Raw genomic sequence first — 26,515 nt, forward strand, 5'->3', positions numbered from 1 at the left:
GGAGCGCCATGCCGGGAAACCTCATGCATCTCAGCGCGACCGTGACCTGCCCGCACGGCGGCCAGGTCACGTTCCTGCCCAGCCAGACCCGCGGCGTCGTCACCGGCCAGGCCATCTGGACCGTCGCCGATCAATCCACGATCACCGGGTGCCCCTTCACCGTCGGGAACAAGCCGCAGCCCTGCGTCACCGTGCAGTGGGTGACGCCGAGCGCGCGTGTCCAGGTCACCGGGTCGCAGGTGATCACCCAGGGCTCGACCGGCCTGTGCCTGAGCGCGGAGCGGATCCCGCAGGGCTCGCCCGTGGTGTCGGTGATCCAGCAGCGGGCGGTGGGCCAGTGAGGGCACAGCGCACCGACCGGCTCGTGGTCCTGGCGGCGCAGCCGAGCCTGCCGCCGCGCAACGACATCACCTTTCCGTTCCAGGTGGACAGTCATGGCAGGACGGCGAGCGCCGGCTACGACGAGCACGTGCGGCAGATGATCGAGCAGCTGCTGTTCACCAGCCCGGGGGAGCGGGTGATGCTGCCGGACTTCGGCTGCGGCCTGCTGGGTCTGGTTTTCGAGCCGAACAGCCCGGAGCTCGCCTCGACGTTGCAGCTGTCCGTGCAGGCCGCGCTGCAGCGCTGGCTCGGGGACGTGATCACGGTGCAGAGCCTCGACGTGGTCAGCCAGGACAGCCGGCTCAGCGTCCACCTGTCCTACGTGGTGCTGCCCACCGGCAGCCAGCGGACGGATGTGTTCGTGCAAGGGGGAACACCGTGACAGTGAAGTGTGACACCGACGCGCGCCGATCCTTGGTGCGCGCGGCGCGGCTCAACGGTATCGACGAGGTGGAGGTGGACGACAGCGGCACGCTGCTCACCGTCACTTTTCTCGGACGCGCGCCGGAACACCTGAAGCCGCACCACATCCGGATCGACGGCGGCCGGCGGATCACCGGCCTGGTCGCCACCGAAGTCGAGGTGGAGGCGGCCGAGGACCCGGACCTGGACGACCGGGTGCACGTCACCGTGAACGGGCCGGGGGACAGCTCCGTCTACACGCTGAACATCGTCGAGCCGGACGCCTTCGGCCGGCCCGGGACCCGGCCGTACCACGGCTTCGACGCGCGCTACACCAGCGCCACGTTCTCGTTCCGGCTCGCCTGCCCGACCGATTTCGACTGCGCGGCCGGGGAACCGGCGGCCCGGCCGGCGCACCCGGCGCCGCCGATCGACTACCTGGCCCGGGACTACGGCACGCTGCGCCGGCTGCTGCTGGACCGCGCGACGCTGACCGTTCCCCAGTGGATCGAGCGCCACGAGCCCGATCTGGCGTTGGCCGTGCTGGAGCTGTTCGCCTACCTGGGGGACCAGTTCAGCTACCAGCAGGACGCCGTGGCCACCGAGGCGTATCTGGGCACCGCCCGGCGCCGGCAATCGGTGCGCCGGCACGTCCGGCTGATCGACTACGCGATGCACGACGGCTGCAACGCCCGGGCCTGGGTCGTGCTGTCCACCGACCGGGAGGTCGAGCTCGCCGCCGGTGACTTCCGGTTCGCCGCGATCGACCTGAGCCGGCTGGACCCGGCGCAACGCCCGGCCATCCCGACCGTGCTCGACGACGAGGAGCTGGAGAACCTGTCGCCCGCGGCCGGTATCCAGGTGTTCGAGCCGTTGCCGGCCCGGCCGCTGCGGCTGTGGCCGCAGCACACCTCGATCAGCTTCTGGACCTGGGGCGAGCAGGAGTGCTTCCTGCCCAAGGGCACGACGACGGCGACGCTGCGGGACGACCACGACGCGCCGCTGCAGCTGTGCCCCGGTGACGTCCTGGTGATCGAAGAGGTGCTCGGCCCGAAGACCGGCTCCGCCGCCGACGCCGATCCCGCGCATCGCCAGGCGGTCCGCGTCACCGCCGTGAAGGCCGCTGTGGACAAGCTGTTCGACCAGCCACTCGTCGACGTGACCTGGGCTGACGAGGACGCGTTGACGTTCCCGGTCTGCCTGTCCAGCCGCGGTGGCCCGGAATGCCGGCTGCTGACCGACGTCAGCGTGGCCCGCGGCAACGTGGTGCTGACCGACCACGGCCGGGACATCACCCACTGCGGCGGCGCGCCCGAGGTGATCCTGGTGCCGCCGGCCCCGGTCGCGCCGCCGAACTGCGCGCCGCCTGCGCTCGGCTGCCCCGACCGGCCCGGCAACGACCCGGCCGTCGTCCTCATCCACGGCCTGATCACGCGCACCCAGGGCGGGACTCCGCTCGACGACGAGGAAATCACCCTGCTGGTGCCGCTGCTGGGCCAGGCCGCCGTGGACCGGGCCAAGCTCACCGCGGACCTGACCGCCGCCGAGCAGGCGGCCGCACTTGAGGCGCTGCTGGCCCAGGTGACGTATCCGCAGCTGCGCCGGCGGTTCCGGCCGCGTCCCCGCTACGCGCCGATCACGCAGCGCGCGCCGTTCCCCACCCCGGCGTGGATCTCGCTGGGCCAGTCCAGGCTGCTCGCCACCCTGCCCGGCCGGGTCCGGGGCCGGCTCGACCACATGCGGCGCGCGGTCGCCGACGGCCGGCAGCTGTCGGCGGCCGAGATCGAGGAGCTGACCAGGTGGTTCGGCACGGCCACCCTGGCCAGGTACGACATCAGGCGGCACCCGGCGGCGGCCCTGCACCACCTCATCGCCCGGTTCGACGAGTTCCTGGCGGCCGAGCTGGCCCGCCTGGCCACGCTGGTGGGCCGCGCCGGCGCCGGCGAGGTGCTCGGCGACGACGTCGGCTGGGAGATCGGCCAGGCCTGGGGCCCGGACTTCGGCGAGGAGCTGGCGGCCGACTCCCCGCGGCTGGCCGGCCCGGCCGGCGTCGCCCTGCACCAGGATCCGCGGGATGCCCGGCCGGCGCTGGAGATCCGGGACGAGGACGACCGGAGCTGGGGCCCGAAGCGCGACCTGCTGGCCAGCGGCCCCACCGACCGCGACTTCGTCGGCGAGCTGACCGACGACGGCTCGCTGGAGATCCGGTTCGGCGACGGCCAGCACGGCCGGCAGCCGACCCCCGGCACCGAGATCACCCTGCACTACCGAGTCGGCGACGGCCTGGCCGGCAACGTCGGCGCGGAGGCGATCAGCCACATCGTGCTGTGCTGCGGGGCGGGGGACGGCTCGGGCATCACCGTCGTGCGCAACCCGTTGCCGGCCACCGGCGGCGTCGACCCGGAGCCGCTGGACCAGGTCCGCCAGCTCGCCCCGCTGGCCCTGCACCGGACCCGGCTGCGCGCGGTGACCGCGACCGACTACGCCGACCTCGCCGGCCAGGTCCCGGGCGTGCAGCGCGCCGCCGCCGAGATCCGCTGGACCGGCACCGGCCAGGAGGTCCACGTCGCCATCGACGCTCTCGGCACCGAGAGCGTGAGCCCGGCGCTGCTGGACACCGTCGCCGCACGGCTGGCGGCGTACCGGCGGATCGGGCTCGGACTTGTCGTCCTGCCTGCGGTTCTGGTGCCGCTGGACGTCGAGGTGACGCTGTGCGTCGCCACCGGCTACCAGCGAGCCCACGTCTCACAGGCGGTGCGGCTGGTGCTGCGCCGGATGTTCGCGCCGGACGAGCTGACCTTCGGCGATCCGGCGCGGGTCAGCCGGATCGTCACCGCGGCCGGTGCGGTGCCCGGCGTGCAGAGCGTGCAGGTGACCCGGCTGAAGCGGCTGTTCCGGCCGGCCGCCGGCGAGCTCGACGCCGGCGTGTTGGTGATCGGGCCGCTGGAGATCGCACAACTGGACGACGACCGCGACCGGCCGGAAAACGGCCGGCTGGCGATCGTGGCGGGAGGTGGCCGATGACCACGACCGACTGCGGCTGCGGGTGCGGCGGCGCCTGCCAGGGCGTGCAGGTCGAGACCCCGGTGACGATCGACAACCCGCCCGGGCTGGCCGAGCTGGCGGTCCGCAGCGGCACGCACGGCGAGTTCCTGGAGTCGATGCTGGCGCGGCTGTCCAGCCCCGGCTACCCGGCGCTGGCCGGCCTGACCGTGCGCACGACCGACGACGCGGCGATCGCGCTGCTGGACGGCTGGGCGACGGTCGCCGACCTGCTCACCTTCTACACCGAGCGGATCGCCAACGAGGGCTACCTGCGCACCGCCACCCGGCAGGAATCCCTGCGGCTGCTGGGAAACCTCGTCGGGCACCGACCGCGCCCCGGCGTGTCCGCCGGCACCTTCCTGGCGTACACGGTGGACAAGGACCCGTCGTCGGGTCCGGACACCGCGGTGGTCATCCCGAAGGGCACCCGCGCGCAGAGCATCCCGGCGCAGGGCGAGCAGGCCCAGTCGTTCGAGATCGGCGAGGACCTGCCGGCCCGCTGGTCCTGGAACGATCTCCAGGTCCGGCTGCGCCGGCCGTACCAGGTGGACTTCGACAACCTGGGCAACGGCGGGCGGATCCACGTCGCCGGCACGGCCAACGACATCAAGCTCGGCAACCGGCTGCTGTTCGTGTTCGGCACGGAGGCCGGCCGGCAGGTCACGCAGACCGTGCCGAGCGTGGAGATCGACCAGGCCACCGGCGTCACGGTCGTCGGCCTGCGCGGCCCGGCCCAGCCGAAGTTCAAGGAGCTGGTCGCCGACTTCCGGGCCCTGGTCTCGGACGCGCACGGCGAGATGTACAACCGGAGCCGGATCGTTCGGCGCTACGTCGACGAGGTGCTGACGCCGCTGGCCGACGCCCTCCCGAAGGACCCACCGGCAACGCCGCCGCCGACCGTCACCACGCCGACGGAGTTCCGCCGGCGGCTGGCCGAGGCGGTCGAGCGGCTGCACGAGACCGAGGTCTTGGCCGAGCAGTACCACAACGTGCACGAGTACCTGGTGGGCACGCTCGAACCGGCGCTGCTGGACATCGTGGCCGCGGTGGTCAAGCTGGAACCTCCACAGCAGCAGGACAACCAGCCGTCGTCCCTGTTCGCCGAGCTGCCCGCGGACACCTCGGCCGCGGTCGGGCTGGGCGCCCTGCTCGGCGCCTTGCGGACCCCGCCCGCGCAGTTGCCGGCGACGCCGCGTGACCTCGGCCGGGACCCGCGACAGGTGTTCGCGTCCGGCTCGGACGCCGCCGTCCAGCTGTTGTCCGCTTTGGACAGTCGCCTGCGTGACTCACTCTATCCGGCCTGGCGCAACGTCGACCTGGCCGCGCCCCTGGAGCTCCAGGAGCTCCAGGTGATGCGGACGGTGGCGACCCCGTTCGGCGCGACCGCCCCGCTCAAGCCGCTGTTCGACGCCCAGGGCCGCCCGGCCGGCTCCGAGGACTGGCCGCTGCGGGGCACGCAGACGCTGGACATCCAGGTCACCTACAACAGCAACGGGCAGCCGATCGGCACCGTCTTCACCTGGACCGAGACCGGGGAGAACCTGGTCATCCCGCTGGAACCGTTCGCCGAGGTCGAGGACTTCGTCATCGGGCCGGGCAAGGTCACCGTGACGTTCCAGCACCCGCCGCCGCCACCCCCGGACGACGGCGGTGACGGTGGCGACGGGGGTGACGGCGAGGGCGACCTGGCCGACGCGCCGGACCCGAACTCGATCACCAGCGTGACCTTCGACTTCGACCAGCGGCTGTTCAAGCGGACCGTCGTGGTCACGAGCGCGAAGACGAACGAGATGACCGCCGTCACGGTGCGCCACGGCGACGCTCCGAACCCGCCGGTCTTCGGCCTGTGGGTCGGCTCCGTGGTGCCGGGCGGCCAGGAGGAGTTGCTGCTCCTGGCCAGCCGCAGCCCCAAGGACGGCGGGTCGGTCGTCGAGCTGAACCTGCGGTCCGCGCTGCCCGCGGTGTCGCTCAACGTGCTCGCGCTGGACGCCGTGTACGACGGGATCGGGCCGGGCAGCTGGGTGGTGATCGAGCGGTCGAAGACGGGCGACATCACCCGGGTGATCACCCGCGTGCAGGACAGCCGGGTGGTTTCCCGTTCCGACTACGGCATCACCGGCAAGGTCACGGTGCTGAGCCTGGAGGACGACTGGCTGGACGCGACCGACACCACGCTGACCGACATCCGGGACACCACGGTGTACACCCGGGGCCTGCCGCTGGCGCTGGCCACCGAGCCGGTACTGGACGAGGTCGCCGGCAAGCAGATCGAGCTGGCCCAGCTGTACCAGGGACTCACCGCCGGCCGCCGCCTGGTCGTCACCGGCGAGCGCACCGACATCCCCGGCACGCCGGGCGTCCCGGGCACCGAGCTGACCATGATCTCGGCGGTCGAGCAGTTCGTGGACAGGACCCGGCCGGGCGACACCGTGCACACCCGGATCACGCTGGCCGCCGACCTCGCGTACCGCTACCGGCGCGACACCGTGCACCTGTTCGCGAACGTCGGCGCCGCGACGAACGGCGCGTCCCGTGACGAGCCGATCGGCAGCGGCGACGCCAGCAAGCGCAACCAGACCTTCACGTTGTTCCAGAGCCCGGTGACCTGGCTGGCCGCGGACACCCCGCTCGGCGCGGCCAGCACGCTGGAGGTCCGGGTCGACGGCGTGCTCTGGTCCGAAGTGGACAGTCTGGCCGGCCACGGCCCGGCCGAACGGGTCTACACCACGGCGGTGGACGCCGCCGGCGCGGTCGCGGTGACCTTCGGCGACGGCGTCAACGGGGCCAGGCTGACCACCGGCACGCAGAACGTGCGCGCCGCTTACCGGGTCGGCGTCGGCAAGGCGGCCAACGTCAGCGCCGGCAAGATCAGCCAGCTGATCACCCGGCCGCTGGGGGTCTCCGGGGTGAACAACCCCCTGCCGGCCACCGGGGGCGCCGACGCGGACGGCCCGGAGCAGGCTCGGCGGACCATCCCGTTGTCCGTGACCGCGCTGGACCGGCTGGTGTCGGTGCCGGACTACGAGGACTTCGCCCGCGCCCGGGCCGGCATCGGGCGGGCCAGCGCGCGCCGGCTGACCGACGGGACGCGGCAGGTCGTGCACGTGACCGTGGCCGGGGTGGACGACATCCCGCTGACCGACACGTCCGGCATCGTGACCACCCTTCGGTCCGCCCTGGCCGGCTTCGGCGATCCGCAGCTGCCGGTGCGGGTCGCGGTCCGCGAACTGGTGCTGCTCGTGCTGGCGGCCAACATCAGGGTGTCGACCGCGTACAGCTGGGCGCTCGTGGAGCCGGCGGTGCGGGCGGCGCTGCTGGACCGGCTGGGCTTCGACCGGCGGGAACTCGGCCGGCCCGCGTTCCTCTCCGAGGCGATCGCGGCGGCGCAGTCGGTGCCCGGCGTGGAATACGTCGACATCGACGTGTTCGCCGGTGTCGAGGGCAGCCTGACACCGGCGGGCCTGGACGCGTTGGGCAGCACACTGACCACCCCGAAGCCGACGGTCCCGGCGAGGCTCGCCAAGTTCGACGTCACCCGGTACACCGTCCAGGACACGACCGAGACGCTCACCAGCATCGCGGCCGTGAACGGCATCCCGGTGTCCGAGCTGTTCCGGCTCAACCCCGACCTGACCAGCGCCGATCCCCTCCCGAAGGGGCGAAAAGTCGTGGTGTTCCGCGGCATCCGGCCGGCGCAGCTGGCGCTGCTGTCGCCGGACCTGCCGGACACGCTGATCCTCAAGGAGGTCCGGCCGTGACGGAGCGGCTCTACGAACTGCTGCCCTCGTTCGTCCGCGCCCGGGACTTCGCCGTCGGCGAGCCGCTGCGGGCGCTGCTCGCGGTGATCACCGAGCAGGTCGACCTGGTGCAGGACGACATCCGGCAGCTGTACGACAACTGGTTCATCGAGACCTGCCAGGACTGGGCCGTGCCCTACCTCGGCGACCTCGTCGGCTACCGGCTGCTCGGCGGCTACCAGGAGGCGCTCGGCGCGCGCGGCACCGCGACGGCCGAGGCGGTCGCCCGGCTCGCCGCCCGGCTGGCGCCGCGGCGGGACGTCGCCGACACCGTGGCCAACCGCCGTCGCAAGGGCACCCTGCCGCTGCTCGAAGAGGCCGCCGCCTCGGTCGCCGAATGGCCCGCGCGGGCGGTCGAGTTCCTGCCGCTTTCGGCGGCCACGCAACCGGTCCGGCTGTTCGCCGGGGGAGCGGACGCGGTGACCCGCCGCGGGCTGACGGCCGGCGGGCGGCTGCTCGACCTGCGCCGGGGCGACCTGCTCGACCTGGCCGGCTCCGCCTTCGACCCGCTGGCCCACGGCGTGGCGGCGCCGGGCATCGACTCCCGGCGGCGACCGGGCCGGTACGCCCCGCAGAACGTCGGCCTGTTCGTCTGGCGGCTGCGGCCCTACCCGGTCACGCACGCGCCCGCCTACTGCATCGACCGCGCCCGCAACCAGTACACGTTCTCCATCCTCGGCAACGACGTCAACCTCGTGCACCGGCCGTTGCCCGCGCCGGCGCGCGGCCGTCCGGCGACCGAGGAGAACCTGCCGCTGTTCCTGCGGCGCCGTGCCGTGCGCGACCGCCTCGCCGACTTCTACGGGCCGGGCAAGAGCTTCACTATCTGGCGCGGCCCCGGCGTGGACCCGGTGCCGCTGTCGGACATCGTCGTCGCCGACCTGACGCACTGGGCCTACCGCCCGCGGCGGCACCAGGTCGTCGTGGACCCGGTGCTCGGGCGGATGGTGTTCGGGTCCCGGCGGGTGCCCCGCCGCGGCGTCTGGGTGACCTACCACTACGCGTTCTCCGACGATCTGGGCGGCGGCGAGTACCCGCGCACGCTCGAGCCGGCGCCGGTGACCTACCGGGTCGGGCCCGGGCAGGACTTCGAGCGCATCACCAGCGCGTACGAACAGTGGAAGCGCGACAACGCCGACGGCAGCACCCCCGAAGCGGCCATCGAGATCACGCACAGCGGCGCCTACCAGGAACAGCTCGAGTTCGTGCTCGAGCCGGGCGACCGCCTCCAGGTCCGCGCCGCCGACGGCACGCGGCCGGTGCTGCGGCTGCTCGACTGGTACAGCAACCGGCCGGACTCACTGCAGATCAGGGCGAACGAGTGCGAAGAGGGCGACGACCGGCCGCCGCCGCGGATCGTGCTGGACGGCCTGCTCGTCGCCGGGCGCGGGGTGAGCGTCACCGGGCCGGTCGGTGCGGTCGTGGTCCGGCACTGCACGCTCGTCCCCGGCTGGTCGCTCGAACCGCACTGCGGACCGAGCCACCCCGAAGAACCGAGCCTGGTGCTGGAGAACACGACGGCGTGCGTCCAGGTGGAGAGCAGCGTCCTCGGCACGATCCTGGTGCTCGCCGACGAGGTGCACGCCGACCCGCTGCCGATCCACCTCGCCGACAGCGTCCTCGACGCCACCGCGCCGCACCGGGAGGCCCTGTCGGCGCCGGACTGCCGGCACGCCCACGCGGTCCTGCACGTCCACCGCTCCACCGTGATCGGCGAGGTGGTCACGCACGCGGTCGCGCTGGCGGAGAACACGATCTTCCACGGCCGGCTGCGGGTCGCCCGGCGCGGCGCCGGCTGCGTCCGGTTCTGTTATGTGCCCAGGGGTTCGCGGACCCCGCGCCGGTACCACTGCGAGCCGGACACCGCGGTCGCGGCGGTGCCGCCGGACGAGCGCGCCCTCGTCTTCGCGCGGGTGCGGCCGTCGTTCACCAGCACCCGGTACGGCACCCCGGGCTACGCGCAGCTTTCGGCGCACTGCCCCCCGGAGCTCGCCCGCGGCGCCGAGGACGGGTCCGAGCTCGGCGCGTTCCACGACCTGTTCCAGCCGCAGCGCTTGGACAACCTGCGGGCCCGGCTGGCCGAGTTCGTCCCGGCCGGCTCCGCGGCCGCCGTCATCACCGTCTCCTAGGAGTGCACCATGAAGGCAGACTTCTCCCGTTCGACGTTCCGCCCCGGCCGCGGCTACTCCGCGGTGCTGGCCCAGCAGGGGCGGGTCCAGCTCGACGCCGACGTCAACGAGCAGGCCGCGATCCAGCTGCACCTGGCCCGCACGATCGCGGCCGACGTGATCGGCCCGCACGGCGGGCCCGGCGACGGGTTCACCGTGGCCTACGTGCCCAGCCCGGACGGGAAGAAGCCCGCCGACCTGGCGATCACCCCCGGCCGGTACTACGTCGACGGCGTCCTGGCCGACTCGGCGCCGCCGCCGGTGTACCAGGCGGTCGGAGGGTCCACCGAGGACACTCAGGACACCGAGGACACTGCGGGGCTGGGTTACTGGAACCAGCCGTTCGCGTTCCGTGACCCGGAAAACGGAGCAGACCTGCTCCCGACGCCGCCGTTCCTGGTCTACCTTCGGCTCGACGAACGGCTCGTCACGGCCGTGCAGGACCCGGCGATCCGGGAGTCCGCACTGGGCGCGGCCCTGCCGGACACCGGGGCGCGCACGCAGGTCACCTGGCAGGTGCTGGCGGCGGCGAGCCTCAAGCCCGAGGCGTTCGACGAGTGGGTCACCCAGCGGACGGCGGAGTCCGCGTTCCTGGCCGCCCGGGTGCAGAAGCCGGACGGGACGGACGACGACCCGTGCGTGCTCGCGCCGGACGCGGCCTACCGCGGCCCCGAGAACCAGCTCTACCGCGTCGAAGTCCACCAGGGAGGGTCCGCGGAGTCGGCGACGTTCAAGTGGTCGCGCGACAACGGGTCGATCGTCTTCCCGCTCACCGGCGTCGACGGCCAGTGGGTCACCCTGGAGACACTGGGCCGCGACGACAAGCTGGCCGTCGAGGTCGGCGACTGGGTGGAGGCGGCCGACGACACCACGGCCGCGCGCGACGAGGTGACGCCGTTGCTGCGGGTCGAAGAGCTGGATCCGGCCGGCCGCCGGGTGCGGCTGTCGGCGCCGCCGGAGGTCGGCTCGCGGCACCCGCTGCTGCGTCGCTGGGACCAGCAGCCGCCCCGGCTGCGCGACGGCGCGGTCCGGATCACCGAGGGCGACTGGCTCGACCTGGAGGACGGCGTCCAGGTGTGGTTCGCCGCCGAGGGCACCTACCGCACGGGTGACCACTGGCTGATCCCGGCCCGGACTCTGACCGCGGACGTGGAGTGGCCGGTCGACACCGCCGGCCGGCCGCTGCTGCTGCCGCCGGCGGGGGAGCCCGCGCACTACGCCCCGCTGGCGTGGGTGGGCGACTCGGGGCAGGTCACCCCGCTGCGCCGGACCTTCCAGCACCTCCCGCCTCTCTGAGCCGGGCGAGCCAGGGATGCCGCCGGGAGTAGGTCGCACCGATCGCCCGGGCCAGCCAGCTCCGCTGGGCCGGGCCCAGGCTCCCGGCGACCTCCCGGAAGTCCTCTTCGTCCTTCTCCCGGGGTGACCCGGCTTTCCAGAACAGCTGGATTTCGGGGCGCAGGCAAGGAATTCCGCCGACGGTGACGCCCAGCCCGGCGACCGGCCGCCGGACCGCGGGACTGCGCCGCGAGACCCACTCGTCCCCGTCGGTCTCGTCGAGCATCACCTGCACCCGCCAAGGGGAGCTGCCCGAGGGCCGGCACCGGACGTCGTGCACCGCCGGGCCCAGGATCTCCCCGGCGGCCCACGGTCGCAGTGTCCCCGGCGGGTCGGCGGCCCACCATTCCCGGCCCGCCAAGGCTTCCTGGACCACGAGCTGGTCCCGCCGGAGCACGAGCACGTCGAGGTCGCCGTGCGTCCGCCAGGACCGCCCGGCAACCAGCTCGAGCGCGAACCCGCCCGCGATCCACCACGGCGTCCCCGCCGGCTCGAACCACGAGCGGGCCTCCGCGGGTGCCGCCGGGTCCCACGCACCGAAAACCGCCTCGCCCGGCACCGCGACGTTCTTCAACGGCCAGATCGCCGACGTCGGCATCTGGGACCGGTCCGTGCCGGGTGTCCAGGAGATGCCGCTGTACCAGGCGGGCAAGCAGCAGGCGAGCCTGCTCACCTCGGTCACCCGCCCGTCCGGGGCGGTGCACACGACCGTGTCCTACGACCCGGTTTCCCAGGCGGTCACGCAGATCGGCGACGAGAACGGCGGCACGTGGAAGTACGCGCCGCTGACGGCCACCGGGTCGAGCCAGGTCTACCGCGGTGCCGTGCTCGGTTCGCAACCCGAGCTCTACCAGCGGTTCGCCGACGCGCCCGGCACCGCCTCGCCCGCGGGCGAGGTCAACTACCGGCCGTCGGCCTACACGAACGCGACGCTCGGCGTGGGCGGCCCGTTCACCGACTCGACCGCGGCGCGCTTCCCCGGCACCGTCGCCGGGGTCACGCTGCCCGACCACCTGGTGAGCGCGTCGACCACGGCTTCGGTGGAGCTGTGGTTCTCGACGACGTCGACCGCGGCGGGCACGCTGTTCTCGACCGGGAACTCGGCCTCGGCGCTGCGAACCCGTCGGGCGGTGCGATGCCGGTGCTCTACGTCGGCACGGACGGCAAGCTGCACGGTCACTTCTGGGACACCACCGTGGCCGGCATGGCCTCGGCGGGCAAGGTCAACGACGGCAAGTGGCACCACGTCGTGCTCAGCGGCGCGAACACCAGCCAGGTGCTCTACCTGGACGGCCTGCAGATCGGTACGCTCTCCGGCCAGATCGGCAACTACGACCCGCTGGACTTCGTCGGCGCCGGTGTCTTCAACAGCAACGGCTGGCCGGCCGCGCCGTCCGGGAACACCTGGAACTACTTCACCGGGTCCATCGGCGAAGTCGCCTACTACCGGTCGGCGCTGACCGCCGCCCAGGTCACGCAGCACTTCCTCGCCGCGGGCAACTCGCAGGGCCTGGCGCCGCTCACCACGTCCACCATCACCGACCCGGCGGGCAAGACTTCGGTGCAGCAGTACGAACCGGGCGCGGGCAACCACAAGGTGTCCGAAACGGACACGAACGGGAAACGGACCACCTACGGCTACGACACCTCGGGCTTCCTGCACACCACCACCGACCCGAACGGCAACGTGGTCACCGTCGGCCACGACGTCCGCGGCAACGTCGTCTCGCAGACCGCGTGCCAGAACCAGGCCGCCGAGAAGTGCTCGACCTCGTACTCGACGTACTTCCCGGATGACACCACCGCGCAGCTGACCACGGCCGACGCGCGCAACGACCTGATGCTGACCTCGCGGGACCCGCGGTCGTCGAGCGCGACCGACGCGGCCTACCTGACGACCTTCGGCTACGACGCCGCCGGCAACCGGACCACGGTCACGACACCGCCGGTTCCCGGGTTCCCGAACGGGCGCACCACGACGATCACCTACAGCGACGGCACGGCGGCGTTCCCCGCGGCGGACTCGGGGAACGTGCCCGCCGGGCTGCCGGTGAAGACGACCTCGCCCGGCGGCGCGGTCAACCAGGTGGCGTACCTGCACAACGGTGACGTCGCGAGCACGACCAACGCCGACGGCCTGGTCACTCGGTTCACCTACGACGCGCTCGGCCGCGTGCTGACCAAGACGGCGGTCTCCGACAGCTTCCCGGCGGGGCTGGTCACCTCCTACGCCTATGACAGCACCGACCAGGTCGTCTCGCAGACCGACCCGGCGGTGACCGACCGGGTGACCGGCGCGATCCACACCGCCGTCACCGCCAGCGTGTACAACGCGGACGGCAGCATCACTTCCCAGACCGTGTCGGACAGCACCGGCGGCGACGCCGCCCGGGCCTCCAGCTCGACCTACAACGACAAGGACCAGGTGGCGTCCACGACGGACGCGGACGGCAACGTCACCACCTACACCTACGACGTCTACGGCAACAAGAAGAGCGAGACCGACGCCAACGGCACCGAAACCGACTTCACCTACGACGGCGAAGGCCGGCTGCTCACCCAGGGCGTCTGGTACACCGGCAATCCCGCCGACCCGCAGCCCGCGACGTTCCTGACCCAGAAGTCCAACGCCTACGACCCGGCCGGGCGCCTGGCGTCCGAAACGGACTCGATGGGCAACGTCACCGCCTACACCTACACGGACAACGGCCTGACCGCGACGGTCACCCGCAAGGACCCCACCGGCCAGCTGTCCTTCGTCACCGAGTCCAACACCTACGACGCGGCCGGCAACCTCGTCGGCAAGGTCACCGGAAACGGCGCGAACACCTCGTCGTCCACTGTGGACGCCGCGGGCCGAGTGTCCCAGGCCGTCGACGACCCCGGTGGCGCGGCGCGCACGACGTCGGTGTCCTACACCCCGGACGACAAGGTCGCGACGAGCACGCAGACCGACCCGTCGGGCCGCAGCCGCACGGTCAGCACGTCCTACGACCCGATGGGCGTGCTCACCTCCCGGTCGGTGGCCGCGGACGGCACCGGGCACCCGGTCGGCTGGTGGAAGCTGAACCAGACCTCCGGCAGCACGGTGCCGGACTCGTCCGGGACCGGGAACACCGCCGCGGCGTCGGCGGTGACGTGGTCGGGTGGTGCCGCGACCCTCGACGGCACCAGTTCGCAGATCGCGACCAACGGCCCGGTGCTCAACACCGCGGCTGCCTACACGGTGTCGGCCTGGGTCAAGCCCGCCACGTTCGGCTCGGCCACCCAGACGTACGTGGTCCAGAAGGGCGCCGTGATGAGCGGCCTCTACCTCGAGTACGACGGGGGCACGCACAAGTGGTCGTTCGCCCGCTTCGGCACCGACGCGGCCAACGCCACCGCCTACCGCGCGGAATCCTCGGCCGACGCGCAGGCCGGGGTGTGGACGCATCTGGCGGGGGTGTACGACTCGGGCACCGGCGCCATGACGCTGTACGTCAACGGCGCGGCGGCCGGGAGCACGACCGACCCGTCGCCGATGGCGAGCAGCGGCCCGCTGGCGATCGGCCACGGCTGGTACCTCGGCGCCAACGGCAACTACGCCACCGGTCAGGTCGACAGCGTCCAGGCCTACTCGCGCGCGCTGTCCGCGGCCGAAGTCTCGACTGTCTACAACGGCGGCCGCAACGGCGGCACCGTCGCCTCGTCGACGGCGGAAACGACGACCTGGACCGTCGACCAGCGCGGGCTGCCGACGTCGATGACCGACGCCAACGGCAACACCACGTCCTGTGCCTACGACGAGGCCGGCAAGCCCGCCGTGACCACCGCGCCGACGGTGAACGCCGAGACGAACGGAGGCCCGGCCACCGCGGTGCACCCCGTCACCACCACCGGGTACAACACGTTCGGCGAGCCGGTCGAGGCCGTCGACCCGGACGGCAACCAGGTCACGACGGTCTACGACGCGGCGGGGCAGGCCGTTTCGGTGACCAATCCGAACTACACCCCACCGGGCGGCGGCACCCCGATCTCGGCGACGACCGTGCGCACCTACGACAAGATCGGGCAAGTCGTCTCCGAGAAGGACCCGCTCGGCCACGTCACCGGCATCGCCTACGACCAGCTGGGTGACGTCGCCCAGGTCACCAAGCCGTCCGGGGCGAAGACGGTGTCGACCTACGACACGAACGGCGACCGGCTCTCGGTCGTCGACGCGAACGGCGCCCGGACGGAGGCGACCTACGACTACCTGTCGCGGCAGCTGACCTCGACCGTCTTCGAACGCTATCCCTCCACGCTGACCGCGACCACGACGAACTCCTACGCCGCGTCGGCCACCAACCCCGGCGGGGCGAACCTCGCGTCGACCACGACCCCGAACGGCGCGGTCACCTCCTACGGCTACAACGCGCTCGGCGAAACCACGTCGGTCACCGACGCCGCCGGGAACACGACCCGGTACGGTTACAGCTACCTCGGCGAGAAGGCGTCGGTCACCGCCGCCGACAACACCTCGACGGTGACGGCCTACGACCAGTCGAGCCGGCCGGTGCAGGTCACCCGCAAGGACGCGACCGGTGCGGTGCTCCAGCAGACGTCGGCGGCCTACGACGCCGGGCGGCCGCCTGACGTCCAGTGTGGACGGACGCGGTACCGCGCGGACGTTCACCTACGACGGCGCGAACCGGCTTTCGAGTGAGATCCAGCCGGTGTCGGCGACGGCGTCGATCACCACGTCGTTCGGGTACGACGCGGCGGGCAACCGGACCCGGTTCACCGACGGCCGCGGCAACCCGACGATCACCCGCTACAACTCCTGGAACCTGCCCGAGGCGCTGGTCGAGCCGGCGACGGCCGCCTACACCGCCGACGCCGACCGGACGTTCACGTCGGTCTACGACGCGGCGGGGCGCCCGGTCACGCAGACCCAGCCGGGCGGGGTGACCGTGTCGGCGGGCTACGACGACGACGGGAACCTGGTCAGCCAGTCCGGCAGCGGCGCCGACGCGGCGACCGCGACCCGGACGTTCGGCTACGACCCAGGCGGGCGGATGACCTCGGCCGCCACGGCGGAGGCGGGCGTCACCGGCCATTCGGACCACCAGGCGGCGTCGAACGAGACGTTCACCTACAACGACCGCGGCGGGCTGCTGACGGCGAGCGGTTCGGCGGGATCGTCGTCGTTCGCCTACAACACCGACGGCCTGATGACCTCGCGCACCGACGCGGCGGGCACCACGTCGTACGGCTACGACAGCGCCGACCGGCTCTCGACCATCACCGACGCGGCCACCGGCGGCACGCAGACCCTGAGCTACAACACGCTCAACCAGGTCAGCGGGGTGAAGTACGGCACGGGCAACGCGCGGACGTTCTCCTACGACGGCCTGCACCGCCTGACCGGCGACGCGCTGAAGACGGCCGGGGGAGCGGCGATCGCGTCGGTGACCTACGGCTACGACGCGAACAGCAACCTGACGTCGAAGACGACGGCCGGCTTCGCGGGTTCGGCGGCGAACACCTACACCTACGACCTGGCCGACCGGCTGGCGTCGTGGAACAACGGCGTGAGCTCGGTGGCCTACGGCTACGACGCTTCGGGCAACCGGACCCAGGTGGGCTCGTCGACGTACATCTACGACGAGCGCAACGAACTGACGTCGGACGGCTCGAACACCTACAGCTACAGCGCGCGCGGAACGCTGCGGCAGCGCGCGTCGTCGACCGGCACGCTGGTGTCCGCTTCGGACGCGTTCGGCCAGATGATCGTCCAGGGCACGCAGAGCTTCGCGTACGACGCGCTGCAGCGGAACCTGACCGACACGACGATCGCGACGGGGACGGCGACGACGTTCTCCTTCTCGGGTATGGGCAACGCGATCGCCTCGGACGGCACGTCGACCTACAGCCGGGATCCGGGTGGCGGGCTGGTCGGCATCGCCACCGGCGGTGCCGGGGCGTTCGCGTTCGTCGACCAGCACACCGACGTCGTCGGGACGTTCACCGCCTCGGGGTCCGCTTTGGACGGTTCGACGGCCTACGACCCGTTCGGGAACGTGCTGGCTTCGGCAACCCCGAAGGGACAGCTGGGGTACCAGTCGGGCTGGACCGACCGGTCGACGGGGAACGTGAACATGGCGGCCCGCTGGTACAACCCGGCGGTCGGGCAGTTCATGAACCGGGACACGGTGTCGAACAGCCCGGTGCCGAACCCGATGGAGGCGAACAAGTTCGCCTACGTCGACGGCAACCCGATGACGGGGACGGACCCGTCCGGGCACGGCTGGTGGGGCGACGCGTGGTCGGCCTTCACCGACCACGTGCTGGCCCCGGCGGCGTCGTTCGTCTACCACCAGGTGATCCAGCCGGCGGCGCACGTGGTCAACACGTACGTGGTGCAGCCGCTGGTGCACGCGGCGGTGGCGACGTACCACGTGGTCCGGGACGGCTACCACGCGGCGGTGCGGCTGGTGAAGAACACCTATCACCGCGCGGTGCGGTTCGTGAAGCACGTGTACCACGCGGCGGTCCACGCGGTGAAGACGGCGTACCACTACGTGGCGAAGGTGGTGGCGCACGCGGCGGTGTCGGCGGCGAAGACGGTCGGGCACGCGGTGGCGACGGCGGCGGTGGCGGTCGGTCACGCGGCGGCCTCGGCGGCGTCGCACGTGGCGACGTTCGCGAAGGAGCACGCGTCGACGATCGCGGGCATCGCGGCGGGTGTGGTGGTCGGGCTCGCGTGCACGGCGGCCACCGGGGGAACCGCTGTGGTCGGCTGTGCGGCCCTGGGTGGCGCGGTCGGCAGCGCGGTGTCGTACGGGATGGACTGTCACAAGCAGGGCACCTGTTCGGTCGGTGGCGCGGTCGAGGCGGTCGGGCTGGGCGCGTTGGGCGGTGCTCTGGGTGGTGCGTTGGCGGGTCCGCTGGGTGGCAAGCTGGTGTCGGACGCGTTGAGCGGTGTGTTGCCGGAGGTGGCGACTCAGGGCCTGGTCGGTGCTGGTTCGGGGGCGATCAGCGGTGGCGTGACAGCGATGGCCGGCTACGGGATGAACTGCGGCCGGAGTTGCTCGGTGAGTGGTGCGTTGTCGGCGGCTGGGTCGGGTGCGGTGGCCGGTGGTGTCGGTGGGGCGGCGTTCGGGGCGCTGGGTGGTTTGCGGGCTCGGGGTCGTAGTTCGGCGGAGGAGCCGTCGGCCTGCCCGGTCCACAGCTTCCTCGCGTCCACGAAGGTCCTGCTGGCTGATGGCTCTTCCAAGCCGATTTCCTCGCTGAAGGTGGGCGATCGGATCGCGAACTCGCAGCCGGGGAAGCCGGGGCTGGAGGCGCACCCGGTGGACCGGGTGATCGTGACGGAGACGGACCACGACTTCGTCGATCTGAAGGTCAAGCCGAGCCGGGTCCGTCGCGCGGTCGGCCGTGCGGTGGCGGGTCTGGCTGTGGCCGCGGCCGTGGTCACGGGTGGCGCGGCCACGGCGTCGGCAGCTCCGGCGACCGTGACGACGACGTATCACCACCCGTTCTACGACGTCACGCGTGGCGAGTTCGTCGAAGCGGTCGACTTGCAGGTGGGTGACCGTCTGCAGACCGCGGACGGCGGCGAGGCGACGGTCGAGGAGGTGACGCCGTACCACTCGACGGAGGTCACCTACGACCTGACCATCGACGAGCTGCACACGTACTATGTGTATGCCGGTGACACTCCGGTCCTCATCCACAACTGCAATGAGACGTTCCAAACTCGGAGCGAAGCTAAAGGTGCTGCATATGATAGAGCGGGTGTGCCGAGGGATGCTGAGCCGGATGCAACATGGACTGTCGGTAGTGACGTGACACAGCGAGGCATGCCTGGTTATCGTTTCGATCCGAATCCTGGTGCGCACGGGAATTGCGAGCAGTTCGAGACCGAGAATGGTTCGCGTGTCATCGCTGAGCATGTCAATGACCCGAATGCGCCGTATCCGCACTTTCATGCTGGTCAGCCAAAACAAGCGCCCACTCGTGACGGAGTGAATTTCGGCTGGGACACGACGTCTGACTTCGAACGGTATTCGCCGGTTGGCGGCAGTCATCACTTGTATTATGAAGGCGAGTAGTGTTAAGTGGGTTTCAATATTCGCAATCAAATGCTCGAAGCTGCGCAGATTGAAGTGATCGACGAGGTTTGGACGGGTCAAGTTGCCGGCCCGAGCGACGCATGGAGACTCATCGTCGGCGGTAACGTCGTTCCTTCGGCAACGGTCAGTCGCCGTGTCGACGGCGAGTATCTTGATGAGGTAGATGCCTCGTGGGGAAGGCTCGGACGTGAAGGGGGAATGTTCGGCCCAAATGGCGAGTTTCTCGTTAGTGTGGGCGGCGCAGGTTTGGGCGACCTCCCGTGGGCGCGAGTAAGGTGCGAGCCTGCGTCGGTTATGGTGCATCATCTCGCAGCGATCACGGGAGAGCCGGAGTTTGTGGCGATGTCCGTCGATGGTACTGTTGTCTGTGGTGTAACAACCGAAGAATATGACGTTTGGATCATCTTGAAGCATTTTAGGAATGACGCTGTGTAGGCGTCGTCAGCGACGAGACGGGAAGAAGGGCTGGCCGCGCTGGGTGGCGCCTTGGCGGGTCTTCTCGGTGGCAAGCTGGTGCCGGACGCGTCGTGTGGGGTGCTGCCGTAGGTGGCGACACGGGCCTGGTGGGCGCGGGTTCGGGAGCGATCACTGGTGGTGTGTCGGCGGGGGCGGCTTGGGTCTCTGGGCGGGCTTTGGGATCGAGGGGCGGATCGAGGCGGAGGTCGGCCGTGGCGAGTGAAGAACTTCTTGCGCAGGTGGTTCCGCCACCGCGGCGGGACCAAGTGGAGGCGCCAGACTGGTCGGCGGTGCATGAACGGATGGGAGTGACCCTCCCGAGTGGCTACAGGTGGCTGGTCGAGCGGTACGGGGCGGGAGTGTTCGACGAGTTCCTTCACGTTTCCAGCCTTGGGCGTCGGCCGACGCGATCCGCTTGGAACATCAGGTTGAGCGGGCTGCTTGGGCTCTGAACTACTTGCGTGAGCGCGGCGAGAACATTCCCTATGCCGAATCCGAAATTCTTCCGGTGACGAGGGATGACAATGGTGATACTTGCTACAGTACCGCTGAGCTGTTCGGCGACTTCTGCGCTGTTCTCGATGTGCCTGCCGGGGACCTGGCCGTGGTGACCAGCGTCCCGATGCCGGACGCGCCCCCGACGAGGCCGACCGTTGCCGGCGTGGCTGAGCTCATCTGGGAGGTGCGGCGCCTCAGCTGCAGTCAGCTCCAGCAGACCAGGGATCTCGCGGAAGCCTTGCGGCGGTAGCTGCCGATCCCGACGACGCAGCCGCCGACCAGGTCGGGGTCGAGAGCCACTCAACCGCCGAGGGATGCCGGGCCGAAGATCCGGCCCGGCCGCCCCGACACTGTCAGCCGCAGTGTTCGAATGCGCTCGTGTACGTCTGGCCGCCCGCGGTGCCGCCCCACTGGACGCACTTGTCCGCCGCCGCTGCCTCGACCGGGCCCGCGAAGTACGAGAACGACCCCGAGTCGGTGATCCGCGAGGATCCCTTGACCTCCAGGAAGGCCGACGTCGCCGTGGCCGTCCCGGCCGCGTCGTTCTTCATCGTGCTGACGCAGTTCTGGCCGTTCGAAGCGTTGTACGACAGGTAGACCGTGCCCGCCGTGCCGAGCGATGCCTGGTCGATCACGCCGTACCCGCCGCCGCAGGCCGGAGCGCCGAGCGCGGTGTCGGTGACCGTGGCGTAGCGGATCGTGTCGTTGGCGTGGTACTCCGGCCCCGCTTCGAACAGCACGCCGACCGACGACTGCGACAGCTGCACCATGTCCGAGTAGGCCGCGTCCTGGCCCCACACGAGCAGGCTGTCCGCGGTGCCCGTCCAGTTGGCGCCTTCGTCGAAGGACGAGTGGATCCGCAGCTCCTTGCGACGGTCGCAAGTGGACGGTGCGGCGAACACGATCCGGTTGTACTTGCCCCCGGTGTCGGTGGCGCTCATCCGCGCCGTCGAGCCTTCGACGGTCGGCGTGACGAGGTCGGTGGCGAAGGCGAACTTCGAGCTGAAGGTCGCACCGCCGTCGGAGCTGATCGCGAAGGCGCGGTTGTGCGTGCCGTCCGAAACGCACTTGTTGTCGCTGTTCGCGTCGTTGCGCGCCGCGGCGTAGATCCGACCGTCCTTCAGCTCGGTGACGCTGATCTCCTGCGGGTTCATCAGGTCCGACGTGGACGTGTCGGTCGCCCCGCGGTGCCAAGTCGCGCCCTGGTCGTCGCTGTAGACCAGGGAACCGGTGTTCTTGCCGCTGATCGTGTAGCTCATCCCCGCGACGATTCGCCCGGCATGCGCGCCGCGCGTCAGCACGATCCCGTGCGACGGCCCGGTGGCCAGCCAGCCGGGCGCGCTTGCGAACCCGAGTTCGGTCGTCAGCACCCGCGGCGCACCCCACGTCTTGCCGTTGTCCTCGCTGATGGACACGCGCGGGATGCGGCCGCAGGACGGGTTGGTGTAGCACTGCATCGTCGACAGCAGCACGATCCGGTTGCTGCCCGGGATGACGATCGGCGCCGGGTTGCCCTTCGTGTCGCCGTTCGCCTTGATGACGGTGGCCAGCGCGCTCCACGTCTTGCCGCCGTCGGTCGAGCGCTTCATCACGAGATCGATCTCGCCGAGGTCGGCGCACGTGCTGGCGCCGCCGTTGCGGCCCTCGGCGAAGGCCAGCAGGTCGCCGTTGTTCGCCTTGACGATGGTGGGGATGCGGTAACAGTCGTGTCCCTCGGTGTTTTTGTTGAACACCAGCGTGCTGGCCACGTCGGCCGACGCCACGGAGGCGCCGACGGCCGCCGGGACGGCGACGGCGGCGCACCCCAGCAGCCCGGCCAGCAGGCCCTGGGCGAGTCGGGTGATCTTCACGGTGAAAGCTCCCTACGGATTCGTTCTACGTCCTACGTCTCGGCGGTAGCGTCGACGCGGCCCGTACAAGACCCGTACAACCCGGCGTATAACGACCTATACCTTGCCGGAAGGGAAATTTCAGGTGAACGCAGCCAGGGTGCCGAAGCCGGTCGCCAGCACCAGAAGCGTGGACAGGAAACCCAGGAGCAGCGCCCGGCCGCCGCCGCGCAGCAGCGGGCCGAGCCGGACGCCGCAGCCGAGCCCGAACAGCGCGCCGGCGAGCAGGAGCGTCGACGCGGTCTTCGCGACGTCGAGCGCGAACGCCGGGACGAGCCCCGTGGTGCGAACCGCGACCATGGCCAGGAACCCGAGGACGAACAGCGGGACGAGGGGCGCGTGCCCGCCGCGGCGGGTGCGTTCGGCGGCGCCGACGAGCGCGACCACCGGCGCGAGCAGGACGACGCGGCTCAGCTTCACCGTGATCGCGACCGCGACCGCGGCGGCGCCCGCGGGTCCGGCGGCCGCAACGACCTGCGCGACCTCGTGCACCGAGATCCCGGCCCAGGTGCCGGTCCTGGTCGCGTCCAGCCCGAGCGCGTGGGCGAGCAGGGGGAGCGCGCCGAGGGCGAGGCTGCCGTAGCAGGTGACGAGGGCGACGGCCGTCGCGACGTCTTCGTCTTCGCGGTCGACCACGCCTTCCATCGCCGCGATCGCCGAGGCTCCGCAGATCGAAAACCCGGTGGCGACCAGCAGGGCGAGGCTGCGCGGCACGCGGACCAGCCGGCCGAGGCCGAGCGTGCCGAGGAAGGTGACCGCGACCGTCAGCACCACGGCGGCGAGCGTGCCGGGGCCGAGCGCGAGCACCGTGGGAAGCGCGAGCTGCAGGCCGAGCAGGACGACGCCCGCGCGCAGCAGGCGTTTCGTGATCCGGGCGATGGCCGTCCGGTGCTCGTCGGTGAGCGCCGGCGTGCTCCCGACGACGATGCCGAGCACCACGGCGACGGTCAGGGCGCCCGCGACCGGCCAAACCGAACTGAGCGCGTACGCCGCGGCGACGCCGGCCGCGGTGATCGCGAGGCCGGGGAGGAGCGGTTTCGCCGACGTGAGTGCCATGCCTCCAGCGTCGCCGGGTCCGTGTGTCCGCGGTAGCCGCCGGTCCGCTGGGAGGTCATAGACTGAGGCTATGAGTGGACCTGATCTCGACTCGCTGCGCCTGCTGGTGCTCGTCGACGACCTCGGCAGCATCGGCCAGGCGGCCGGGGCGCTCGGCATCGCCCAGCCATCGGCGAGCAAACGGCTGTCCACTTTGGAGCGACAGCTGGGACTTTCCCTGGTGGACCGGACCCGCCGCGGCTCGGCGCTGACCCCGGACGGCCGGGTGATCGCCGGCTGGGCGCACCGCGTGCTGGCCGAAGTGGACGGACTGCGCACGGGCGCGGAGGCGCTGCGGACCCAGCGCGGCGCGAAGCTGCGGGTCGCGGCGAGCATGACGCTGGCCGAGCACTTCGTGCCCGCGTGGATCGGCGAGGTGAAGCGGACCGGGCCGGACACCTACGTCGGGCTCGAGGTGGTGAACTCCGGGCACGTCGCCGACCTGGTCACGGGCGGCCGGGTGGACCTCGGCTTCGTCGAGTCGCCGGGGCCGTGGCCGGGCCTGTCCACGCGGCGGGTCGCGTCGGACCGGCTCGTCGTGGTGGTCCCGGCCGGGCACCCGTGGGCGCGCCGGCGGCGTCCGCTCACGGCTGCCGAGCTGGCGGCGACGCCGCTGGTGGTGCGGGAGCCGGGCTCGGGGACGCGCGAAACGGTCGAGGCGGCGTTGCGCCGGGCCGGGGTGGGGGCGGTGACGCCGTTGCTGGAGCTGGGATCGGCGTCCGCGGTGCGGAACGCGGTGATCGCCGGCGCCGGGCCGGCGGTGATCAGCGAGCTGGACGTGGTGCGCGAGGTCGCGGGCCGGCGGCTGGTCCCGGTCGCGGTGGCCGGGGTCGAGCTCGGCCGGGTGCTGCGGGCGGTGTGGCCGGCGGGCCGTCGCTTGACGGGCCCGGCGGCGGAGCTGCTGACGCTGGCGGTCAAGTCCGGGGCGGCTTGAGGGCCGGTCCGGCTTGGGGCGGGTCTCCTGCGGGTTGCCGTCGATCCAACGGCGATATATCGTCGTAGTGTCGGCGATACGGCGAGTGGAGGAGACAGTCATGGAGATGAGCGCGGGAGCAGGACGCATGTTCGGCGGCTTCGGGGGCGGCTTCGGTGGCCACGGGCCCGGGGTGGCCGGTCACCACGTCCACGGCGGTTTCGGGCACCCGGGGCCGGCCCGGCCGGACCACGCGGAAGGGCCGGGTGGCCGCGGCCATCCGGCGCACGGGCACGGCCGTCCCGGCCCCGGGGAAGAGCCGGGCGGCCACGGCGTCGCGGACCACGGGGAGGAGCCCGGCGGCCCGGGGCACCCGGATCTCGGCCACGGCCACCCTGGTCCCGGCGAGGACCATCCGGCGCACCCGGGCCACGGCCACTTCGGTCACGGTCCCGGCGGCCTCGGCCACCCGGACCTGGGTCACGGTCTGCCGGGTCACTTCGGACCGCTGGACCACGGCGGCTTCGGGCACCCGGATCCGGGTCACGGCCTGCCGGGTCACTCCGGGCCCCCGGACCACGGCGGCTTCGGCCACCCCGAGCACGGCCACGGCATCCCCGGTCACGAGGACTGGGACGCCGGCCCCGAGCTGGCGCGCGGCGGGTTCCCGCCCCACCCGCCGCACCCACCCCAACCGCCGGGAGCGCCGGGTGGGCCCGGGTTTCCCGGCTTCCCCGGTGGCCCCGGTTCCTTCGGCGGTCACGGTGGCTGGTTCGGCGGCGCCGGGCCGTTCCAGCGGGTGCGGGAGTTCCGGGGCGGCGGGCGCGCGCCGGCCCGGCCGGTGCGGCCGGCCGTGCTGGCGCTGCTCGCCGAGCAGCCGATGCACGGCTACCAGCTGATGCAGGAGATCCGGCGCCGCACGAACGACCGATGGCGGCCGAGCCCCGGCTCCGTCTACCCGATCCTGCAGCAGCTGGAGGACGAGGGCCTGGTCCACACGGCCGAGACCGGTGGCCGCCGCGTCGCCGAGCTCACCGACGCCGGCCGCGAGCACGTCGCCGGGCGGGAGGCGGAGTTCGCCGCCCTGTGGGCCGAGCCCGAGGAAGAGCCCGGCGCCGACCGCTTCGCCGAGCTGTGGCACGCGCTGGGGGAGCTGTCCGGCGCGGCCGCCCAGGTCGGCTACAGCGGAACGGAAGCCCAGGTGGCCGAGGTGAAGAAGATCCTCGCCGACGCCCGCCGCCGCGTCTACGCGGTGCTGGCCGACGCCGGCCTGGAGGACGAGGACGCCTGACGCTCCACACGGCCGTGAAAGCCGTGAAGGCCTCCTTCCCGGCCATAAGAGCCGGGAAGGAGGCCTTCACGGCAAACGGCGGTTCGGGCGACGAGGGGCCGGGTAGGGTCGGATTGCATGGAGGAAAAGGACTTCGCGGCGCACCTCACCGCGACGATGACCGGCAGCGCGCTCACCATGCTGATCGGCGTCGGTCATCGCACCGGGCTCTTCGAGGCGGCGGCGCGCGGGCCGGCCACCAGCGGCGAACTCGCCGGACGCGCGGGGCTTCAGGAGCGGTACGTCCGCGAATGGCTCGGGGCGATGGTCACCGGTGGCATCTTCACCCTCGAAGCAGGGCAGTACGCCTTCCCACCCGAGCACGCGAAGTTCCTGCTCGGCGAGACGGCGTCGAACCTCATGCCGTCCTTGCTGACGCTGTCCGCGTTCACCGGCATCCTCCCCGACCTGGAACGCGCGTTCGCCGAAGGCGGCGGCGTCCCGAGGTCGGCGTACGGGCCCCACCTCGAAACTCTCGGCGCGAAGACCGGCGACAGCTGGAAGCACGTCTACCGCGAACACCTCGTGGACGGCTTCTTCGGCGCGGTCCCCGGCCTGAAGGAGCGGCTGACAGCCGGGGCGCGCGTGCTCGACCTCGGCTGCGGCACCGGGAACGCCATCGCCGTCGCCGCCCGCGCGTTCCCCGCGTCGCGGTTCACCGGCCTCGACATCAACCCCGGCGTCGTCGAGCAGGCAAAGGAGATCGGGCTGCCGAACGCCGAATTCGTCGTCGGGGACGCCGCCGAGCTGACCGCCGACCCGCCCTACGACGTGATCACGGCGTTCGACGCGATCCACGACCAGGACCGCCCGGACGTCGTGCTGCGCCGGATCCGCGAAGCGCTGCACGAAGACAGCCTGTTCTTCATGGTGGACACCAACTTCTCCAGCCACGTGGCGAAGAACGTCGGCAACCCGCTGGCGGCGCTCTGCTACTCGATCAGCCTGATGTACTGCACGACGACGTCGCTGGCCGAGGGCGGCGCCGCGCTCGGCGCCATGTGGGGCACCGAAACGGCACGGGAAATGCTCGCGGACGCGGGGTTCGGGCACGTCGACGTGCTCGGGTCCCCGCGTCCGCAGAACTGCATCTACGCCTGCCGGCCGTGA

Annotated in this window: 16 protein-coding genes; 12 read left to right on the top strand and 4 right to left on the bottom strand. The window is 71.8% G+C overall.

Annotated features, from left to right (window positions below; translation table 11 throughout):
• Positions 1-8: 8 nt before the first annotated feature.
• The 6 genes from QRX60_RS34705 to QRX60_RS34730 are packed head-to-tail and all read left to right on the top strand — an operon-like array spanning position 9 to position 11,089.
• Entirely contained in the window at positions 9-341 is a 333-nt protein-coding gene (locus QRX60_RS34705; RefSeq protein WP_285995658.1) for a hypothetical protein, read from the top strand.
• Positions 338-763, top strand: a complete 426-nt coding sequence (locus QRX60_RS34710) for a GPW/gp25 family protein (RefSeq protein ID WP_285995659.1) — start codon at positions 338-340, stop codon at positions 761-763. Before QRX60_RS34705 ends, QRX60_RS34710 begins: the two co-directional genes overlap by 4 nt.
• Positions 760-3,807, top strand: coding sequence for a putative baseplate assembly protein (locus tag QRX60_RS34715; RefSeq protein ID WP_285995660.1), 3,048 nt, complete (start codon positions 760-762; stop codon positions 3,805-3,807). The genes QRX60_RS34710 and QRX60_RS34715 overlap by 4 nt, the downstream gene beginning before the upstream one ends.
• The gene (locus QRX60_RS34720) at positions 3,804-7,586 is read left to right on the top strand and encodes a putative baseplate assembly protein (RefSeq protein WP_285995661.1); all 3,783 of its coding nucleotides are present in this window, start codon (positions 3,804-3,806) and stop codon (positions 7,584-7,586) included. The genes QRX60_RS34715 and QRX60_RS34720 overlap by 4 nt, the downstream gene beginning before the upstream one ends.
• The gene (locus QRX60_RS34725) at positions 7,583-9,754 is read left to right on the top strand and encodes a hypothetical protein (RefSeq protein WP_285995662.1); all 2,172 of its coding nucleotides are present in this window, start codon (positions 7,583-7,585) and stop codon (positions 9,752-9,754) included. The genes QRX60_RS34720 and QRX60_RS34725 overlap by 4 nt, the downstream gene beginning before the upstream one ends.
• A gap of 9 nt (positions 9,755-9,763) precedes the next feature.
• The gene (locus QRX60_RS34730; RefSeq protein ID WP_285995663.1) at positions 9,764-11,089 is read left to right on the top strand and encodes a DUF6519 domain-containing protein; all 1,326 of its coding nucleotides are present in this window, start codon (positions 9,764-9,766) and stop codon (positions 11,087-11,089) included.
• On the opposite strand, the gene QRX60_RS34735 is transcribed toward QRX60_RS34730, so the two are convergent.
• Both QRX60_RS34735 and QRX60_RS34740 read right to left on the bottom strand, forming a co-directional pair.
• Positions 11,046-11,834 (bottom strand): nucleotidyltransferase domain-containing protein, encoded by a 789-nt coding sequence (locus tag QRX60_RS34735; protein WP_285995664.1) that lies wholly within the window; start codon positions 11,832-11,834, stop codon positions 11,046-11,048. The genes QRX60_RS34730 and QRX60_RS34735 overlap by 44 nt on opposite strands.
• 210 nt (positions 11,835-12,044) lie before the next feature.
• Positions 12,045-12,209: a hypothetical protein gene (locus tag QRX60_RS34740; protein WP_285995665.1), complete on the bottom strand. Its 165-nt coding sequence runs from the start codon at positions 12,207-12,209 to the stop codon at positions 12,045-12,047.
• Here QRX60_RS34740 and QRX60_RS34745 point away from each other — a divergent pair.
• The 3 genes from QRX60_RS34745 to QRX60_RS34755 are packed head-to-tail and all read left to right on the top strand — an operon-like array spanning position 12,177 to position 19,659.
• A complete protein-coding gene (locus QRX60_RS34745) occupies positions 12,177-15,812 on the top strand; it encodes a LamG-like jellyroll fold domain-containing protein (protein WP_285995666.1) in 3,636 nt (1,211 codons plus the stop codon). The genes QRX60_RS34740 and QRX60_RS34745 overlap by 33 nt on opposite strands.
• Positions 15,751-19,203 carry an RHS repeat-associated core domain-containing protein gene (locus QRX60_RS34750; RefSeq protein WP_285995667.1) on the top strand — a complete coding sequence of 1,151 codons (3,453 nt, stop codon included), beginning with the start codon at positions 15,751-15,753 and terminating at the stop codon, positions 19,201-19,203. The genes QRX60_RS34745 and QRX60_RS34750 overlap by 62 nt, the downstream gene beginning before the upstream one ends.
• Before the next feature lie 6 nt (positions 19,204-19,209).
• Entirely contained in the window at positions 19,210-19,659 is a 450-nt protein-coding gene (locus QRX60_RS34755; protein ID WP_285995668.1) for a hypothetical protein, read from the top strand.
• Between the two features lie 872 nt (positions 19,660-20,531).
• Here the strand turns inward: QRX60_RS34755 and QRX60_RS34760 are convergent.
• Together QRX60_RS34760 and QRX60_RS34765 are read right to left on the bottom strand one after the other, a co-directional pair.
• Positions 20,532-22,028 carry a sialidase family protein gene (locus tag QRX60_RS34760; protein ID WP_285995669.1) on the bottom strand — a complete coding sequence of 499 codons (1,497 nt, stop codon included), beginning with the start codon at positions 22,026-22,028 and terminating at the stop codon, positions 20,532-20,534.
• Positions 22,029-22,148: 120 nt separating this feature from the next.
• Complete coding sequence (locus QRX60_RS34765) at positions 22,149-23,123, bottom strand: YeiH family protein (protein WP_285995670.1); 975 nt, start codon at positions 23,121-23,123, stop codon at positions 22,149-22,151.
• 70 nt (positions 23,124-23,193) lie between these two features.
• Here QRX60_RS34765 and QRX60_RS34770 point away from each other — a divergent pair, with 70 nt between their 5' ends.
• The 3 genes from QRX60_RS34770 to QRX60_RS34780 all read left to right on the top strand — a co-directional run bounded on the left by QRX60_RS34770 (position 23,194) and on the right by QRX60_RS34780 (position 26,515).
• Positions 23,194-24,096: a LysR family transcriptional regulator gene (locus QRX60_RS34770; RefSeq protein WP_285995671.1), complete on the top strand. Its 903-nt coding sequence runs from the start codon at positions 23,194-23,196 to the stop codon at positions 24,094-24,096.
• A 100-nt stretch (positions 24,097-24,196) separates the two neighbouring features.
• Entirely contained in the window at positions 24,197-25,366 is a 1,170-nt protein-coding gene (locus QRX60_RS34775) for a PadR family transcriptional regulator (RefSeq protein WP_285995672.1), read from the top strand.
• Positions 25,367-25,483: 117 nt separating this feature from the next.
• Entirely contained in the window at positions 25,484-26,515 is a 1,032-nt protein-coding gene (locus QRX60_RS34780) for a class I SAM-dependent methyltransferase (protein WP_285995673.1), read from the top strand.

The sequence above is a fragment of the Amycolatopsis mongoliensis genome (assembly GCF_030285665.1).
In the GTDB taxonomy this organism is placed as follows: domain Bacteria; phylum Actinomycetota; class Actinomycetes; order Mycobacteriales; family Pseudonocardiaceae; genus Amycolatopsis; species Amycolatopsis mongoliensis.